This window comes from Pedobacter soli (assembly GCF_900101435.1).
In the GTDB taxonomy this organism is placed as follows: Bacteria; Bacteroidota; Bacteroidia; order Sphingobacteriales; family Sphingobacteriaceae; genus Pedobacter; species Pedobacter soli.
Genome location: NZ_FMZH01000001.1, coordinates 1 through 16,318, shown reverse-complemented (window position 1 = coordinate 16,318; position 16,318 = coordinate 1). Strand labels below are relative to the sequence as shown.

Sequence of the window (16,318 nt, the reverse complement as noted above, 5' to 3'; positions counted from 1 at the left end):
CCAACTCACTTTTATCGGTTTTTTAATTCATAGGTAAAATAGCTTATGTTCATATGTAACTTATTCCTGCACCAACGATCTGTGTACCGGTATTGCGCTGTGATCACTATTTTTTGACTAAGATTTTGGAAGTTTATTCATTACATCTGGTGTAAATCTAATCGTCGTTGAATTATTTATCAATATAGACTCGCCAGATAGATATTATTGCTCTGTGAATGGCCAATATTCTTCGATGAATGAAAAATGAAATTGATTTTGTAGTGACTTTTTATGTTTTGTCAAACTTAGTAGTGCCCGTATTTAGTACGCCAATTAATGGGCTGATTATTGGCGAAAACAGCCTCTGATTCGTATCTTTGGTCATGTCTGCCAGTCCTGTCATTTTCGCTGTTTCCCTTATCATTTTTCTTGCAACTGTGTTCCGTTCAGCTTTCGGTTTTGGTGAGTCGCTTGTGGCCGTTCCATTGCTGGCGCTTTTTATGCCTATTGATCTGGCAGTGCCACTTTCGGTGCTTGTTTCGGTTACCATTGCCGGGTTTGTGGTTGTTCAGGATCATAAAAAAATACACTTTAAAAGTGCTGGTAACCTCACGGTCTACGCAGTTATGGGTATACCCGCCGGATTATGGTTGTTGGTACATGTGGAAGAATCGCTGGTAAAGGTAATTTTAGGAATGATTATTATTTTGTTCGCTATTTATCTGTTAACCGGCAAAAAATTAACCGAACTTAGGAATGATGACCAACGCTGGCTTTTTGGTTGTGGTTTCCTTTCAGGTGTTCTGGGTGGAGCTTATGGAATAAATGGTCCGCCACTTGTGGTTTATGGTGCCAAACGCAGGTGGAGCGCGCAACATTTCAGGGCAACACTGCAAGCTTATTTTTTAATCGCCAGTATGGTTGGGTTGATCGGATATGGAATAAGCGGCTTGTTTACCTGGGTTTTATTTCGCTATTATCTCTGGTCGCTGCCTGCGTTAATACCCGCCATATTGTTGGGCAGGTATATAAATGCCCGGATGAAGGACGATCAGTTTTTTAGCTATAGTTACCTGGTGCTACTTGGCCTGGGGATCTTGTTAATTGCCAATAGCGTGGCTTTTAAGTAAAATCGGGTTTTTATCCTGGCAGGAGTGTTATAACTTAAAAATACCTTCTTAAATCCGTGCCTTCCGTGCTTCCGTGGCAACACAAAATGAGACTATTTGCAGGTATTTTGATACGATAAGTGGAAAGCAAAATATGGATTTATTTAATTTTACAAATTCAATAAAATAACCATTTATAAGCGAAAACCTAAACAAAACAATGCCTGAGACCAGTCTTGCTGCAAAGCCACATTACCCCATATTAGACGGATTACGTGGCGTAGCGGCCATTATCGTTGTAACCTTTCACCTTACTGAGCCTTTGGGCACCGGACACCTCGATATCCTGGTAAACCATGGCTACCTGGCTGTCGATTTTTTCTTCCTGTTATCGGGCTTTGTAATCGGCTATGCGTATGACGATCGCTGGCAAAAAATGACGGTGGGTACTTTCTTTAAACGCCGGATTGAGCGACTGCAACCCATGGTGATATTGGGGATGACCCTCGGCGCCATAGGTTTCTATTTTACCGATTCGACCATCTGGCCGATTATTCATACCATTCCTCTTTGGAAAATGCTATTGGTTTTGCTGATTGGTTACACCATTTTGCCAATCCCTTTATCTATGGATATACGCGGCTGGCAGGAAATGCATCCGTTAAACAGTGTGGGCTGGTCGTTATTTTTCGAATACATCGCCAATATCCTGTACGCCATTGGTATCAGAAAATTCTCCAAAACCGCATTGAGTATTTTAGTATTGATTGCAGCTATAGCCCTGGCACATTTAGCCATAACCAGCCCTAATGGCGATGTGAGCGGCGGATGGACACTTAATGCTGAACAGCTCCGCGTAGGCATTACCCGCACCATGTATCCGTTCTTTGCTGGTTTACTGCTCTCACGTATAGCCAAACCAAAGCATATTAAAAATGCCTTTTTATGGTGCAGCCTGTTGGTGGCCATCGTTTTATATATGCCACGCATTGGTGGTGCCGATCATGTTTGGATGAACGGCATCTATGAATCGATATGTATCATCATTGTTTTTCCGCTTATCGTGTATATGGGCGCCAGTGGTATGGTGCATAGCCAGACAGAAAGCAAAATCTGCAAGTTTCTGGGTGATATCTCCTACCCGCTTTACCTGGTACATTATCCGCTGGTATATTTTTATGTGGCCTGGATCAGTAACAATAAAGGCACTACGATTGTGCAGGCCTGGCCTTACGCCTTGCTGATTTTGATTGGCAGCATTATTCTGGCTTACGTTGCTTTGAAATGGTATGATGAACCGATACGCAAATGGCTGAGGAAGAAATGGGGGTAAATTCTCCGTTACATTTTTCAGTTAAAATACAACAATATATTAAAAAGGCATCCTCAGCGATGCCTTTTCTGCGGATAAAGCCGTGCGTTACTACTTACCTTTATTCCTCATTTCCTACCAAAATTACTGTTCAGTAAACTTTTGCCGTACAAAATTGTAAATTAGGGTATTAAACTACGTTTAACTGTTGGCGCCACATCCAGGCGTAGTTAAGCGGCACTACAACTGCAATAATTAACAAAACATAAACTGAATCTCATGATTTCATTAAACGTTAATGACCAGAATTTCGACATTGATGCCGATCCTGATATGCCCTTACTTTGGGCCATTCGCGATTTGGTTGGCTTAACCGGCACCAAATATGGCTGTGGGGTGGCGCAATGCGGCGCCTGTGTAGTACATCTCAATGGAGAGGCAGTAAGATCGTGCATTACCAAAGTTAGCCGTGCCCGGGGCCAGAAAATAAGAACCATTGAAGGTTTATCTAAAAATAACGATCATCCCTTGCAACTCGCCTGGAACGAGGTCAATGTTCCGCAGTGTGGTTATTGCCATTCGGGCCAGTTAATGTCGGCAGCTGTACTCTTACGCGAAAACCCTAAGCCCAGCGATGCGGATATTGATCAGGCTATGGCTGGTAACATTTGCAGGTGCGGTACTTATTTACGGATCAGAAAAGCAATCCATCTGGCGGCCGAATTGCAAAAGAAAGGAGAAACCAAAGGATGACAGACAGGTTTTTAAAATTTACCAGGGGGCATGCTGGTGCTTTGCGCATGGTTACCGTACTGGGGGTAATTGGCTCTTTGGTTATATTGATGGCTTTTACGCTCCATCATGATCCTAAACCAGCAGCAACACCGTTTGTAGTGAAAGACAGCGTTGCCTCTGTTGCAGCCTTTAAAAAGGTGTACAAGGTATTGATGAGCCCGCGCTGTATTAACTGTCACCCCAGTGGCGATATTCCTTTGCAGGGCGATGACAGCCATTTGCACACCATGGCGCCGAGCCGTGGCGTAGATGGGAAAGGTGTGTACGCCATGAAATGTGCCAACTGCCATCAACCGACCAATACAGCCGGAAAACATACGCCGCCTGGTAACCCCGACTGGCATTTGCCACCTGCAAACATGAAGATGATCTTTCAGGGACGTTCGGCCCATCAACTGGCCAAACAACTGATAAATCCAAAACAAAATGGCAATAAAGACCTGAAAAAACTGCTTGAGCATGCCGATGATGGCCTTGTGTTGTCAGGCTGGAATCCGGGAGAAGGCCGTACACTCCCTCCTTTGAGTCATGCCGAATTTAAGAAACAATGGACCATTTGGCTGAAAACCGGTGCCTACGCTCCTGCTAAATAATGTAATCGCTATAGCATCAACCCATAAACTTTGGTGATATGAATGAAATTAATGAGATTCTGAATGCCTATAAGAAGGCCAGCAAAGCCAATATCAGAACGGCCCTGGCTACAGTAGTAAAGGTTGAGGGTTCTTCTTACCGCAGGCCAGGCGCCAGAATGCTGGTTACCGAAACCGGACAGCTTACCGGTGTCATTAGCGGAGGCTGTTTAGAAGGAGACGCACTAAGAAAAGCATTAACGGCTATACATCTGCAGGAAAATCGCCTCGTTACTTACGATACTACCGACGAGGATGATGCTAAGCTCGGCATACAACTGGGTTGCAATGGTATTGTATACATACTTTTTGAGCCCTTAAAGCCCGAAAATGAAAATAATCCCATTGCCATACTCAGAGAGGTGGCTGGCAAGCGTGAAGATGCCGCCATTGCAGTGCTGTTTTCGTTGGGTGGTCAGCAACATATCGGTACGAAGCTCCTTTTAAAGTCAAAGAACCAATTTAAAAATATACCCGGCTACTTTAACAGCAACATTGAAGCAGACCTTCGGGAAGTAATCTTAACCCAAACATCAGTATTTAAATCTTATACAGATCATGACCAGCCAGTTACAGCATTCTTGGAATTTATCAGTGCTCCTATTGCTGTTGTTATTGCAGGTGCCGGCAATGATGCGCAGCCGCTTGCGCAAATGTGCCATTTACTTGGCTGGAAGGTTACGGTTATTGATGGCAGGCCTGCACAAGCAACGAAACAACGTTTCCCAACAGCTGATTATGTACTGGTGGCTAAGGCGCGTGAGGTAGATCTCACAAAAAGTGATGCCCGCACCGCATTTGTACTCATGACCCACAATTACAATTACGATGTGGAACTACTGGGCAGACTGCTGACCACCAATATACCATATATCGGTTCGCTCGGACCAAAAAAGAAACTGCTTAAAATGCTAGATGAGCTGGGTTTAGATACAGAACCGAACAGACAAAGGGTACACGGACCGGTCGGACTCGACATTGGAGCAGAAACAGCAGCGGAAATTGCCGTTTCAATTGTAGCCGAAATTAAAGCATTCTTTGCAGGAGCAGCAAAAGAGCCCTTAAAAGATAAAATCCTCCCCATTCATCAACACGTTGGCTTATGAAAACAGGAATAATTATTCTGGCGGGAGGAAATTCGGGCAGACTGGGGCAACCTAAACAGCTGCTTACTTATAATGGCAAAGCTTTGCTGGATATTGTAAGCGAAGCCGCTATAGCGAGTGGTTTTTCGCCGGTATTAACTGTGCTGGGAGGCTATGCAGATCAGCTTGCAAAAATATTGAAAACAGATTTTATCATTAACAATGACTGGGAATCAGGGCTGTCAGGCAGCATAGTTACCGGACTTAAGGCCTTGCTTAAAAGCGAACCGGATTTAGATCAGGTAATCCTAACGGTGTCCGATCAGCCTTTTATTAGCGCAGCTGTATTTAAGAAACTTTTTGAAAATCAGCAAGTCAGCCGAACGGGAATTGTGGCGAGCAAGTATGCAGATACGATAGGTACCCCCGTGCTTTTTACCCAGAAATATTTTAAACAGCTTTTAGCTTTAAGTGGTAACCGTGGCGCAAAAGCGATAATTAACAATAACCCCAATGATGTAGCTACAATAGCTTTTGAAATGGGGCATATAGATATCGACACCATGGCCGATTATATCAATTTAACTGAACAATACACCTGAAAAGGAAAAAATAAAACATACAATTATGGAAGAAATTTCGAGACGCCATTTCATTAAAAGTGCAGGTACTGCTGGCTTTGCCATTTGGTTGGGTTTATCGGCAAAAGGAAATCCATTAATGGCAATGGATATTGCCTCAGCCAATTTTAGTCCTTACATACTCATTGAAGCCAGCGGAAAGATTACCATTTTTAATACCAAGCCTGAGATGGGTCAGGGTACACTGCAGTCGTTCCCGGCATTAATTGCCGAAGAGCTGGAAGTTTCTATGGATCAGGTGACCATTAAACAATCAAACGGTGAAAAGGCATTTGGTGGCGGACAAAGCGCAGGCGGAAGTGCTTCTATCCGGACCAATTACCTGCCCATGCGTAAAGTAGGTGCAGCCGCAAAAGAAGTACTCATCCTGGCTGCTGCCGAAATCTGGGGAGTTGATGCAGCCGAATGTTATGCCGAAAATGGGACGGTGATCCACAGCGCCAGTAAAAAAATGCTTCCGTACGGCAAGCTGATTGAAGAAGCTTCGAAAATAGAACTACCCAAAAACCCTAAGCTAAAAGACCCGAAAGATTTTAAAATACTAGGCAAAACAACCAAAAGGCAGGATATTCCACTTAAAACCAACGGAACGGCAGGCTTTGGTATTGATGTAAAAGTACCGGATATGCTCTATGCTGTTGTAGAAAGAAGTCCGGTTTTTGGGGCTACTTTAAAGAGTTACGATGCCACTGCGGTATTGAAAATTGCAGGCATTAAAAAAGTCGGGCCAATTGAACGTATTGTTGGAAAATACAAATATACCGGCATAGCCATTATCGGCAACAGCTACTGGACCGTGAGTCAGGCACGGAAGAAACTGAAAGTGGTTTGGGAAAACAACGGGCATGAAACATTTAACACGGTTGATTACGAAAACCATTTACGTAAGCTCGCTGCTGAACCTGGCATAACCGGTAAAAATATCGGTTCGGTAGAAACCATGCAGATTTCGCCTGAAAATACGTTCGAGGCTTTTTATGAAACACCCATAGTGGCACATCATCCACTCGAACCCATGAATTGTACCGCGCATGTAAAAGGCGATAAACTCGAAATCTGGACATCTACTCAGGTGGCCAGCGCCATGACAGGAAGTGGCCCTAACGATTTACCTAAACAGGTAGGTTTTGCGCCCGAAAATGTGAAGTTAAATAATCAGTTTATTGGTGGTGGTTTTGGGCGCAGGTTGTACTTCGATTACATTGTTGAAGCCGTGAACGTAGCCAAACTGGTCGATGTTCCCGTAAAACTGATCTGGTCGAGGGAAGATACTACAACACAGGGGCCTTTCAGACCCATGACTTTTTCAAAGCTTTCTGCAGGCTTTTCTGCTGATGGAAAACTGAGTACCTTTCAGCATAAGGTAATTAGTCCATCCTATTTCGAGTCGATGCAGGCCAATTACGATCGTACAAAAGTAGACACCATCATGATGGAAGGCATTGCCGAGCAAGCTTATGAAATCCCGAATTTAAAAACTACTTATGTAAGGGCCGATCTTCATATTCCTATTGCGGCATGGCGTTCGGTTACCAGTTCTACACTTGCATTTGCACACGAAGGTTTTATAGATGAGCTGGCCTATAAAGCCAAAAAAGATCCGATGGAATTCAGGCTTGAGTTGCTTAGTAAACCCTCAGATACTAAAAAAGTGTTGCTCAAGCTCAAAGAAGTATCCAATTGGGAGCAGAAACTGCCTCAGGGCAAAGGTCGCGGAGTAGCCGTTTGGGATTTCTTTGCCGGGCTTGCCGGACAAATTGTAGAAGTAACCCACCATCCCGATAAAACCATCAGCATTGATAAGGTAATTGCTGTGATTGATCTTGGCGCGGTAGTTAACGAAGATAATGTCAAAAACCAGGTTGAAGGCGCGATTATTATGGCGCTGGGAGCAGCAACAAAACCCGGTATCACTTTCAAAGATGGAAAAACAGTTGAACAAAACTTTTACGACAACCCAATGGTACGCATTAACGAAGCTCCGGTTGTTGAAGTGCACATCCTGGCCGATGGTGGAAAAGTAAAAGGGGTTGGCGAACCCGGTCTACCACCCTTTGCCCCTGCCCTTGCCAATGCCATTTTTGCTGCCAGCGGAACCCGTTTTAGAAAAATGCCTTTTGAACTTAAAACCGAAGGCTAATCTTTAGCTACTGCGGTTTAAAACCGCAGTAGTTCTTACAGGGTTTTGCTCATTCAGCATACTTCCACCAAATAATTCCCAAACATTTTTATCCTTAAATGGGTTTTATTTTAAAAATATTATCATGAATACTTCCAATAAATTATTAGCCGAACACAACGCAAAAGTGGTCGTACAGGATTTCTTAAATGCCTTAAATGCAGAAGATTTTGAGCTGGCAAGGCAGCAATTGCATGATGATATGCATTTTAAAGGTGTAATGGGCGAACGTGATGGGGCCGACAATTACATCGCCGATATGAAGAAAATGAAATTCAAATACGATATTAAGAAGGTATTTGTAGATGGAGAAGAGGTTTCCTTATGGTACAATATCAATATGGGCGGGAAAACCATCTTTTGTGCCGGCTGGTATAAACTTGAAGACGAAAAAATTAAATCGTTCGAAGTGATATTTGATCCCAGGCCTGTGTTATAATTAGCAAACCTGTTTAAGCTTTCTTACTGTTATTTCGCCAGCGGGCAATACAAAACGGAACATTAAAAACTCATCTGTTTCGCTGATTTCAATCTTTTCGATGTGGCCCGATATATCATGCCCGTTGCTAATCAAATCACCAACCTTCAGTTCCAGAAGTGTTGAAGTGGGCAGTTTATCGTGTACAAAAATGTTGGTCATATAAATGCGGATAAAACTATGCAAGTTACAGATTGAGCAGCAATTTAACAGGTTTTAAGCAAAAGAAAACCGTGCTTATATGAATCGCCTGCTTAAAAACAAGACGATAAACACAAGCACGGTTTTTAATAATTATGGTTTTAGTAAAGCTGGTTTCTCATGGTAAGTTTTCCAAAGCAACTCGCCAAATAAAGTGTTAGACCAGGCAAACCAGGCTCTTGTAAAGTTGGCCGGATTATCTTTATGAAACGACTCATGCATAAAGCCTTTACCCGCATGTGTTTTACGCAAACTTTCGATACAGTTTTTAATCTCCGTATCATCAGTAGAGGTTAATGCCCTCATGGTAATACTCATTGGCCAGATCATATCCTGTCCGGCGTGTGGCCCACCAATACCTTCTGCCGCAGTGCCTTTAAAAAAGTAAGGGTTATCTTTTGATAAAGCAAACTTCCGGGTATTCTGATAGATCGGATCGCTTACTTTCATGGCGCCTAAATATGGTAAACCCAATAAACTAGGTACATTCGAATCGTCCATTAAATACGAACTTCCAAAACCATCCACCTCAAAAGCATAAATTTTACCATATTTCGGGTGGTTAACAATAGCATGTTTTTGAAGGGCAGCATTTACCTCATCGGCAAGATTTAACAAACTGCTTTCCAGCGCCTGGTCACTATTTAAAGCCTTAATCATTTCGGCAGCTTGTTTTAAGCTCGATACGGCAAAGAAATTCGAAGGTACCAGGAAAGGGAAAATGGTGGCATCATCGCTCGGGCGGAAAGCCGAACAGATTAAGCCTACCGGGTTAACCGGGAAGCCGTAACCAGCCATTGGCAACGAATCTGTAGGTTGTGTAGTTTCTCTCTGGAAATGATAAGGACCTTTATCCGCTTTGCGTTGCTGCTCTTTAAATGTTTTTAGTGTAGCCTCAATTCCTTTTTTCCAATTGGCATCAAAAGGACTTTTATCGCCGGTTTTTTTCCAGTAGTGGTAAGCTAAACGAATAGGATAACACAATGAGTCGATTTCCCATTTACGTTCATGTACGCCCGGCTGCATAGCTGTTTTATCGGTTTTCCATTCACCTACTTTGGTGGCATCGCCATAAAAAGCATTGGCATAAGGATCTTTTAAAATACATTTGGTTTGGTGGATAATTACACCTGCAATCAGTTTTTTTAGCGGTTCATCTTCATTAACAAATTGCAGGTAAGGCCAAACCTGTGCCGAACTATCGCGCAGCCACATGGCATCAATATCGCCAGTAATTACATAAGTATCTGGTCTGCCGTCTTTTTCACTATGATAAACGGTTGTATCTAAGGTATTTGGGAAACAGTTTTCGAACAACCAGGCCAGTTCGGGGTTTTTAACGTTTGCCTGGAAGGTTTTAATGGCATTATCTACAGCCTTGCTTTGGAAATGTCTTTTCGCCGCGGCTACACGTACAACAGGAAATTCGGGAGCTAAATTAGCTGCAAACGAGAATTTGGAAGCTACTACGCCTGCTCCCAGCAAGCCTGTGTTTTGTATAAATGTTCTTCTTTTCATTATGATGTGTGATGGTCTTTTTTTAGTTTTGCCTAAACGAGGTTCGGCTATCGTTGATGTATGATCTGTTTTAATGATAGGTGTTATTCGGTTAGCGTTTAACAAATATTATCATAATTTTCCGAAGATCAAAATTCAAATTGCCAATTCAGGCACTCCTAAATCGATTTTCCAGTTTAGCTTAGTCACAAAGCCAAAACACCTGAAACGCAATGTTTCGGATAAGATCAGAAACCGTATGAATTCGTATCTTTAAGTAACCAAACTTATTGCTATGGATGCAGCACAAACTACGCTATCAAAACGCATTTTATCCATTGATATACTCCGCGGACTGGTCATGATCATCATGGCTTTAGATCATACCCGCGATTTTTTCCATATAGGCGCCATGACAGGCGACCCCCTAAATCCGGATACCACCACCGGAATGCTCTTCTTTACCCGCTGGATTACTCATTTTTGCGCACCGACTTTCGTCATTCTCTCCGGATTATCGGCCTATTTATCAGCGCAGGGTAAAGCACCTGGTCTGGCCAGTACCTTTTTATTGAAGCGTGGCCTTTGGCTCATCTTTGTTGAGTTAGTTATAATCACTTTCGGCTTAACCTTCAACCCTGGTTACAATTTTATTATCCTGCAGGTTATTTGGGCCATAGGCACGAGTATGATCTTTCTGGCAATCTTTAGTCGCGTGCTATCCTATAAAGTAATACTGATTATTGGATTGCTTTTGGTTTTCGGGCATAACCTTTTCAACCTATTCCCAGCACCAAAAGATCCAGCTGCCGGAATGCTGCTGAAAGTATTTTTTACGGCATCAGGCACAGTTGTGCCCCTTTCCGCCAATCATTTTGTGGGGGTATTTTATGCCATTCTCCCCTGGACAGGCGTTATGTTTGTAGGCTACGGCGTAGGGTCCTGGTACAGAAAGGGCTACGATGCAGAGCGCAGGCGCCGCAATTTATTAATGATGGGCTTTTTAACCGTATTTATCTTTGTTGCGTTGAGGTTAATCAACGTGTATGGAGATCCGGTTCCGCGTAAAGAATATGACGATCTGTTTAAAGACCTGCTTAGTTTTTTTAACGTGAACAAATACCCGCCATCGCTGCAATATATATCCATGACTTTAGGTCCGGCGATGCTCTTTTTGGCCGTTACCGAAAAGGTAAGCAATTGGTTTACCAGAGTAACTGCTGTATATGGCGCTGTTCCGTTTTTTTATTACGTACTGCACTTTTACCTGTTGCATATCTTACTGGTAGTTGTATTTTTTGCAACAGGCCACAGCAGTAAAGAAATTGTTCAGGTTCCCTTTATGTTCAGGCCTTCGGCATTTGGCTTTGGTTTACCAATTGTTTATTTCATATGGCTTGCTGTTGTGGCATCGCTCTATTTACCCTGCAGGTGGTTTAAACAGTATAAAGAAACACACCGGCAATGGTGGTTAAGGTATGTTTAACCCTTTTTCCATTTAATGCTGCAGCCAACCGCTTTGGTTGAAGTAACTACTGGCTTTTTACCGTTGCTTAAATTATTGATGGCATTTTTTACATAATCTTCTTTTGTGGCATTTACGCCTTCAGGATCATTATCTATTGCTCCAATATATTCAACCGTGTTTCCTTTATCGGTTTTATTTACGATAAAAACGTGTGGTGTTCTGCTGGCACCAAATTGTTTCGTAACTACATGATCCGGATCAAGCAGATAGGGATAAGTAAAATTCTTTCCTTTGGCTTCAGCCTGCATTTTTTCAAAACTTTCGGCCGGAACGGCTTCTGCATCGTTGGGGTTAATGGCAATAACCGGATATCCTTTTGCCGCAAAACTGTTATTCAGTTCGGCTACCCGGTTTTGATAAGCCTGGGCTACCGGACAAGTATTACAGGTAAAAACTACAATAAAACCTTTGGCATCTTTGTAATCTGCCATCGAAACCGTTTTATTGTCAACATTTTTTAAGGCGAAATCTTTAACTACATCACCAACTTTATACCCTCCGGTTTGTGCACATGCACCCAGCGAAATTAACACCAAACCCATTAGCAATAACTTTTTCATAACCAATTATTTTAAGTTTAACAAAGTATTTTTGAGTTGTTTTTCTGTAAATTCCTGCTCGTAAAACCGGCGGATCTTCTGCTTTACAAATAAAGTTGCAGGTATAGCCCCTGTCCATTTTGGATCTACCCTTTCAATGTATTTTTGCTGGTCGGTTTCATTTAATAGAAACACCTCAGCTTTGAGCTGATTTTTAACCACAAAAGGAATGACCTCTTTTTGCAGTTTCGATTTAAAATCTACACTGATTAATATCACCTTAACAGGCTTTTTTAAGTTCGCTACGCGCAGTTTTTCAAAGTTGGGTAGTTCGGCTACACAAGGCGCACACCAGGTTGCCCAGAAATTAACTACATAAGTGGTATCTTTTCCGGCAGCTATGCGTTTATCCAGTTCATCAAGTGTAAGCAGTTTTACCTGTGCACTTAGCGAATAACTAATTAAAGATAAGCAGATTAAAAGAAATATACGCATAGTGATATAACGCAAATATTGGCAATAAGTTTTGCTGAACAATTGTATGTTGCTGTGGGACTAAACCCATGGCAACGAATTAATTTACCGAACCTGATTTTACGAATACCCGTTGATAGGCTGGCAAGGTTAAATCATCAACAATAACTCCTCTGGTAGTGCTGGCATGGACAAAAAAGCCATTGTTGAGATATACTCCAACATGATCTACATCGTTGCCACCAAAAGAGAAAAACACCAGGTCGCCTTCTTTTAAGTTATCGATATCTTTCTTGCGGATTACATTGGCCTGATCGCGGGAAATGCGCGGCAGGGTCACCCCATAAATTTCCTTTTCCAGTAAATATGCAAAACCAGAACAATCAATCCCTCCTTTATCCAGGCCACCAAAACGGTAGCGTACGCCTGTCCAGTCGGTAATAAAGCGGTAAAGCGGCTTGCTCTTTAAATTACTCATTGCATCGGCAGCTTTTGCACCTTTGGTATCACTTTTAACGGTGTATTTACGCGTACCACACGACGACAGGAAGAGCACTAAAGCAACTAAATAGAAAGCGTAAGGTTTAAAGGTAGTATGCATAAGTTTAAAATATTATTCAGATTCAGGCTGTAAAGCTTACAACCTGAATCTTTTTCGGTTTAATTCTTAATTAAACGTTGTATTTCATCGAGTTTAAGTAAAGCTTCAACAGGTGTTAAGGCATTTACATCCAGGTTGTTCAATGTATCCCTTATTTTTACCAGAATCGGATCGTCAATAGCGAACATCTGCAATTGGTAAGCCTGATTTTGTACTTTTTTAATACTGTCTTTAATGCTTTGACCTTCAGTACGGTCAATCTCCAGCTTTTTCAGGATTTCGTTTGCACGACCAATCAGTTTCGGCGGCATACCAGCCATTTTGGCCACATGGATACCAAAACTATGCTCACTTCCACCCGGAACAAGTTTCCTCAGGAAGATTACTTTATTGGTCATTTCCTTAACCGAAACATTAAAGTTTTTGATGCGCGGCATGGTATTGGCGAGCTCGTTTAGCTCGTGATAGTGGGTGGCAAAAAGCGTTTTTGGCCGCGAGGTTGGGTGTTGATGCAGAAACTCTGCAATAGCCCAGGCTATCGAAATACCATCATAAGTACTCGTTCCACGACCAATTTCGTCTAATAAAATTAAGCTGTTATCCGAAATGTTATTCAGGATACTGGCCGTTTCGTTCATTTCGACCATGAACGTACTTTCGCCCGATGAGATGTTGTCAGATGCACCTACACGGGTAAAAATCTTATCTACAATACCTACTTCGGCATCTTTCGCAGGTACAAACGAGCCCATTTGCGCCATCAGTACAATTAATGCCGTTTGGCGTAAAATAGCCGACTTACCGGCCATGTTTGGTCCGGTAATCATAATAATCTGCTGACTTTCGGTATCCAGGTACACATCATTGGTGATGTACTCCTGGCCCACCGGCAATTGTTTTTCAATTACCGGGTGACGGCCACCTTTAATGTCGAGCACCTTATCTGGTGTAACTTTTGGCTTGTTGTAATGGTTTTTAGCGGCCAGTTGTGCAAAGCAAAGCAAACAATCCAATTGTGCAATCAAAAACGAATCTAGCTGAATGGGTTTAATATAACCCGCTGTTTCGTACATCAATTCATTGTACAAACGTACTTCAATGGCCTGTATCTTCTCTTCGGCACCTAAAATCTGGTCTTCGTACTCTTTCAGTTCTGGTGTAATGTACCTTTCGGCATTTACCAAAGTCTGTTTGCGGATCCAGCCTTCGGGTACTTTATCTTTATGCGTGTGGGTTACTTCTAAATAATAACCAAAAACGTTATTGAAAGCAATTTTTAAGGATGGAATACCGGTAGCTTCGGCTTCGCGTTTCTGGATTTGTACCAGGTAATCCTTTCCGCCAAAAGCGATTTTACGCAGCCGGTCAAGCTCCTCGTCAATACCATCGGCAATTACATTTCCTTTTACCAGTAAAGCTGGCGGATCGGCTTGTAATTCGCGTTCAATACGCTCGCGAATAGCCAGACAAGGGTTTAACTGATCGGCGATTTTGATTAAGAACGGATTTTTTGATTCGGCAGCCAGTTTTTTAACCGACTCAATATGGTATAAAGCACGTTTTAAAGCCACCAACTCCCGCGGACCAACGCGTTGCAAACCTACTTTAGAAATCAAACGTTCTAAATCGCCAATTTGCTTAATGTGCGATAAAAATTCCTCCTGTAAAGTTGCGTTGGCCACAAAATATTCTACCATGCCCAAACGCTCCTGAATAGGTTTCAGCTCTTTGAGCGGCATGATGATCCATTTTTGGAGCAAACGCGCGCCCATCGGCGTACAGGTATGATCGAGGATATCGAATAAAGTTACCGCGTTATCGTTAGCCGAATTTACCAGTTCCAGGTTGCGGATGGTAAAACGATCGAGCCACATGTAACGGTCTTCCTCAATGCGACTAATCGAAGTAATGTGCTGCAGATTGCGGTGTTCGGTTTCGCCCAGATAGTGTAAAATCACCCCGGCAGCTACAATTCCGCTTTGTAAACGGTCTACACCGAAACCTTTTAATGAGCTCACCTCGAAATGCTTCATCAGCGTTTCGTTACCATAATCGCTGGTAAAAGGCCATTCATCTAAACCGAAAGTATAAAAACGATCGCCGAAATTTTCGGTAAAGGACTGCCGTTTCGATTTCTGAAAAATAACCTCTGTAGGTTTAAAACCCTGTAAAAGTTTGTCAATATAATCGCTGTTACCCTGCGCAATTAAAAATTCGCCGGTCGAGATATCTAAAAATGAAACTCCCAGTTGTGTTTTATCGAAGTAAACACAAGCCAGGAAGTTGTTTGATTTCTGGTTTACAATATTATCGCCATAAGCCACGCCTGGCGTAACCAACTCTGTTACACCGCGTTTTACAATCGTTTTGGTTGCTTTAGGGTCTTCCAGCTGATCGCATATCGCTACACGCTGCCCGGCACGTACCAGTTTGGATAAATAGTTATCTAACGAGTGGTGCGGAAAGCCGGCCAGTTCGAGGGCGCCGCCATTGGGCCCTGTTCCCCTGCGGGTTAAAACAATACCTAATATTTGTGCTGTTTTTACGGCGTCTTCGCCAAAGGTTTCGTAAAAATCGCCTACCCTAAATAATAACAATGCGCCCGGATACTTCGCTTTTATCGCGTTGTATTGCTGCATTAACGGGGTTTCTTTATTCGTGTCTTTAGCCAAAACTGAAATTAATTTGCAAAAGCCATAAAGATAGCACGAATATACATTCTGCGGTTGTTTTGTTGAAAAGTTGAAAGATTGTTAGCAAGGTAAGGTCAGGCTAACTGGTTAATGGTTTGAATCAGTTAATCGACAGCAAGCTTACAGTTAACCAGTTTATACAATTTAAACAATTAACCAGTCTTCCTAAACATTATTTGAAAATGAAGGGTTCTGCACCTTTCGGAAAGTTCAGTCCTGCTCATATCTTTATATTTATATATAACAATCAGAAAAGAGAGGCAAGTTGAGGTCCCGCTAGACACGAAATATTACAGATGTTGACGGAGAGGATTATCCTCTCTTTTTTACTTCTTAAAGTCAGAACAGTACCTATTGACCAGATCAGAGTATCTGGATCAGCGATTAACATGAGCAAAGACTGAGAGTAGTTTCTGATTGTCTTATTCTAATCTATAGACTATGAGTAATCTAAAGTATTCAATCGGGATTGATGTGTCCAAAAAAGATTTCCACTGCTGTCTTTCAGTTATCGATACGGAGCAGGCTGTGAAGATTAAATCTACCCATAAGTTCGCGAATTCTACATCGGG

The 16,318-nt window shown here is 42.4% G+C and carries 15 protein-coding genes; 9 read left to right on the top strand and 6 right to left on the bottom strand.

The genetic code is table 11. The features are described 5' to 3' along the window. The first annotated feature begins 365 nt into the window (after positions 1–365). From BLR37_RS00075 to BLR37_RS00040, 8 genes are all read left to right on the top strand, one after another. The gene (locus BLR37_RS00075; protein ID WP_090762951.1) at positions 366–1,112 is read left to right on the top strand and encodes a sulfite exporter TauE/SafE family protein; all 747 of its coding nucleotides are present in this window, start codon (positions 366–368) and stop codon (positions 1,110–1,112) included. Positions 1,113–1,311: 199 nt separating this feature from the next. Then, entirely contained in the window at positions 1,312–2,424 is a 1,113-nt protein-coding gene (locus tag BLR37_RS00070; protein ID WP_090762947.1) for an acyltransferase family protein, read from the top strand. Between the two features lie 258 nt (positions 2,425–2,682). Further along, positions 2,683–3,156 (top strand): (2Fe-2S)-binding protein, encoded by a 474-nt coding sequence (locus BLR37_RS00065; RefSeq protein ID WP_090762943.1) that lies wholly within the window; start codon positions 2,683–2,685, stop codon positions 3,154–3,156. Then, complete coding sequence (locus BLR37_RS00060; protein ID WP_090762940.1) at positions 3,153–3,791, top strand: hypothetical protein; 639 nt, start codon at positions 3,153–3,155, stop codon at positions 3,789–3,791. Before BLR37_RS00065 ends, BLR37_RS00060 begins: the two co-directional genes overlap by 4 nt. A gap of 38 nt (positions 3,792–3,829) precedes the next feature. Continuing rightward, positions 3,830–4,936: an XdhC family protein gene (locus tag BLR37_RS00055; RefSeq protein WP_090762938.1), complete on the top strand. Its 1,107-nt coding sequence runs from the start codon at positions 3,830–3,832 to the stop codon at positions 4,934–4,936. Beyond that, a complete protein-coding gene (locus BLR37_RS00050) occupies positions 4,933–5,517 on the top strand; it encodes a nucleotidyltransferase family protein (protein ID WP_090762935.1) in 585 nt (194 codons plus the stop codon). The genes BLR37_RS00055 and BLR37_RS00050 overlap by 4 nt, the downstream gene beginning before the upstream one ends. A 25-nt stretch (positions 5,518–5,542) precedes the next feature. Then, on the top strand, positions 5,543–7,696 hold the full coding sequence (locus BLR37_RS00045; protein ID WP_090762933.1) for a xanthine dehydrogenase family protein molybdopterin-binding subunit: 2,154 nt from the start codon (positions 5,543–5,545) through the stop codon (positions 7,694–7,696). A gap of 124 nt (positions 7,697–7,820) precedes the next feature. After that, positions 7,821–8,174, top strand: coding sequence for a nuclear transport factor 2 family protein (locus tag BLR37_RS00040; protein WP_090762930.1), 354 nt, complete (start codon positions 7,821–7,823; stop codon positions 8,172–8,174). On the opposite strand, the gene BLR37_RS00035 is transcribed toward BLR37_RS00040, so the two are convergent. Then, positions 8,175–8,375 (bottom strand): hypothetical protein, encoded by a 201-nt coding sequence (locus BLR37_RS00035; RefSeq protein WP_090762927.1) that lies wholly within the window; start codon positions 8,373–8,375, stop codon positions 8,175–8,177. It abuts the gene before it with no gap. Positions 8,376–8,507: 132 nt separating this feature from the next. Next, complete coding sequence (locus BLR37_RS00030; protein WP_090762924.1) at positions 8,508–9,932, bottom strand: glycoside hydrolase family 125 protein; 1,425 nt, start codon at positions 9,930–9,932, stop codon at positions 8,508–8,510. A 274-nt stretch (positions 9,933–10,206) separates the two neighbouring features. Here BLR37_RS00030 and BLR37_RS00025 point away from each other — a divergent pair, with 274 nt between their 5' ends. Next, on the top strand, positions 10,207–11,397 hold the full coding sequence (locus BLR37_RS00025) for an acetyltransferase domain-containing protein (RefSeq protein WP_090762921.1): 1,191 nt from the start codon (positions 10,207–10,209) through the stop codon (positions 11,395–11,397). Here BLR37_RS00025 and BLR37_RS00020 read toward each other — a convergent pair. The 4 genes from BLR37_RS00020 to mutS form a co-directional block, all read right to left on the bottom strand. Next, a complete protein-coding gene (locus BLR37_RS00020) occupies positions 11,394–11,999 on the bottom strand; it encodes a thioredoxin family protein (RefSeq protein WP_090762918.1) in 606 nt (201 codons plus the stop codon). The genes BLR37_RS00025 and BLR37_RS00020 overlap by 4 nt on opposite strands. A gap of 6 nt (positions 12,000–12,005) precedes the next feature. Next, positions 12,006–12,473 (bottom strand): TlpA disulfide reductase family protein, encoded by a 468-nt coding sequence (locus BLR37_RS00015; RefSeq protein WP_090762915.1) that lies wholly within the window; start codon positions 12,471–12,473, stop codon positions 12,006–12,008. A 79-nt stretch (positions 12,474–12,552) separates the two neighbouring features. Further along, positions 12,553–13,053, bottom strand: coding sequence for a C40 family peptidase (locus tag BLR37_RS00010; RefSeq protein WP_090762912.1), 501 nt, complete (start codon positions 13,051–13,053; stop codon positions 12,553–12,555). Positions 13,054–13,112: 59 nt separating this feature from the next. Further along, positions 13,113–15,725, bottom strand: coding sequence for a DNA mismatch repair protein MutS (mutS, locus tag BLR37_RS00005; protein ID WP_090762907.1), 2,613 nt, complete (start codon positions 15,723–15,725; stop codon positions 13,113–13,115). Positions 15,726–16,318: the final 593 nt, after the last annotated feature.

Excerpts from the sequence above, each read along its gene's own strand:
- BLR37_RS00075 (WP_090762951.1), top strand. The coding sequence starts at position 366 with ATGTCTGCCAGTCCTGTCATTTTCGCTGTTTCCCTTATCATTTTTCTT.
- BLR37_RS00070 (WP_090762947.1), top strand. The coding sequence starts at position 1,312 with ATGCCTGAGACCAGTCTTGCTGCAAAGCCACATTACCCCATATTAGAC.
- BLR37_RS00065 (WP_090762943.1), top strand. The coding sequence starts at position 2,683 with ATGATTTCATTAAACGTTAATGACCAGAATTTCGACATTGATGCCGAT.
- BLR37_RS00060 (WP_090762940.1), top strand. The coding sequence starts at position 3,153 with ATGACAGACAGGTTTTTAAAATTTACCAGGGGGCATGCTGGTGCTTTG.
- BLR37_RS00055 (WP_090762938.1), top strand. The coding sequence starts at position 3,830 with ATGAATGAAATTAATGAGATTCTGAATGCCTATAAGAAGGCCAGCAAA.
- BLR37_RS00050 (WP_090762935.1), top strand. The coding sequence starts at position 4,933 with ATGAAAACAGGAATAATTATTCTGGCGGGAGGAAATTCGGGCAGACTG.
- BLR37_RS00045 (WP_090762933.1), top strand. The coding sequence starts at position 5,543 with ATGGAAGAAATTTCGAGACGCCATTTCATTAAAAGTGCAGGTACTGCT.
- BLR37_RS00040 (WP_090762930.1), top strand. The coding sequence starts at position 7,821 with ATGAATACTTCCAATAAATTATTAGCCGAACACAACGCAAAAGTGGTC.
- BLR37_RS00035 (WP_090762927.1), bottom strand. The coding sequence starts at position 8,375 with ATGACCAACATTTTTGTACACGATAAACTGCCCACTTCAACACTTCTG.
- BLR37_RS00030 (WP_090762924.1), bottom strand. The coding sequence starts at position 9,932 with ATGAAAAGAAGAACATTTATACAAAACACAGGCTTGCTGGGAGCAGGC.
- BLR37_RS00025 (WP_090762921.1), top strand. The coding sequence starts at position 10,207 with ATGGATGCAGCACAAACTACGCTATCAAAACGCATTTTATCCATTGAT.
- BLR37_RS00020 (WP_090762918.1), bottom strand. The coding sequence starts at position 11,999 with ATGAAAAAGTTATTGCTAATGGGTTTGGTGTTAATTTCGCTGGGTGCA.
- BLR37_RS00015 (WP_090762915.1), bottom strand. The coding sequence starts at position 12,473 with ATGCGTATATTTCTTTTAATCTGCTTATCTTTAATTAGTTATTCGCTA.
- BLR37_RS00010 (WP_090762912.1), bottom strand. The coding sequence starts at position 13,053 with ATGCATACTACCTTTAAACCTTACGCTTTCTATTTAGTTGCTTTAGTG.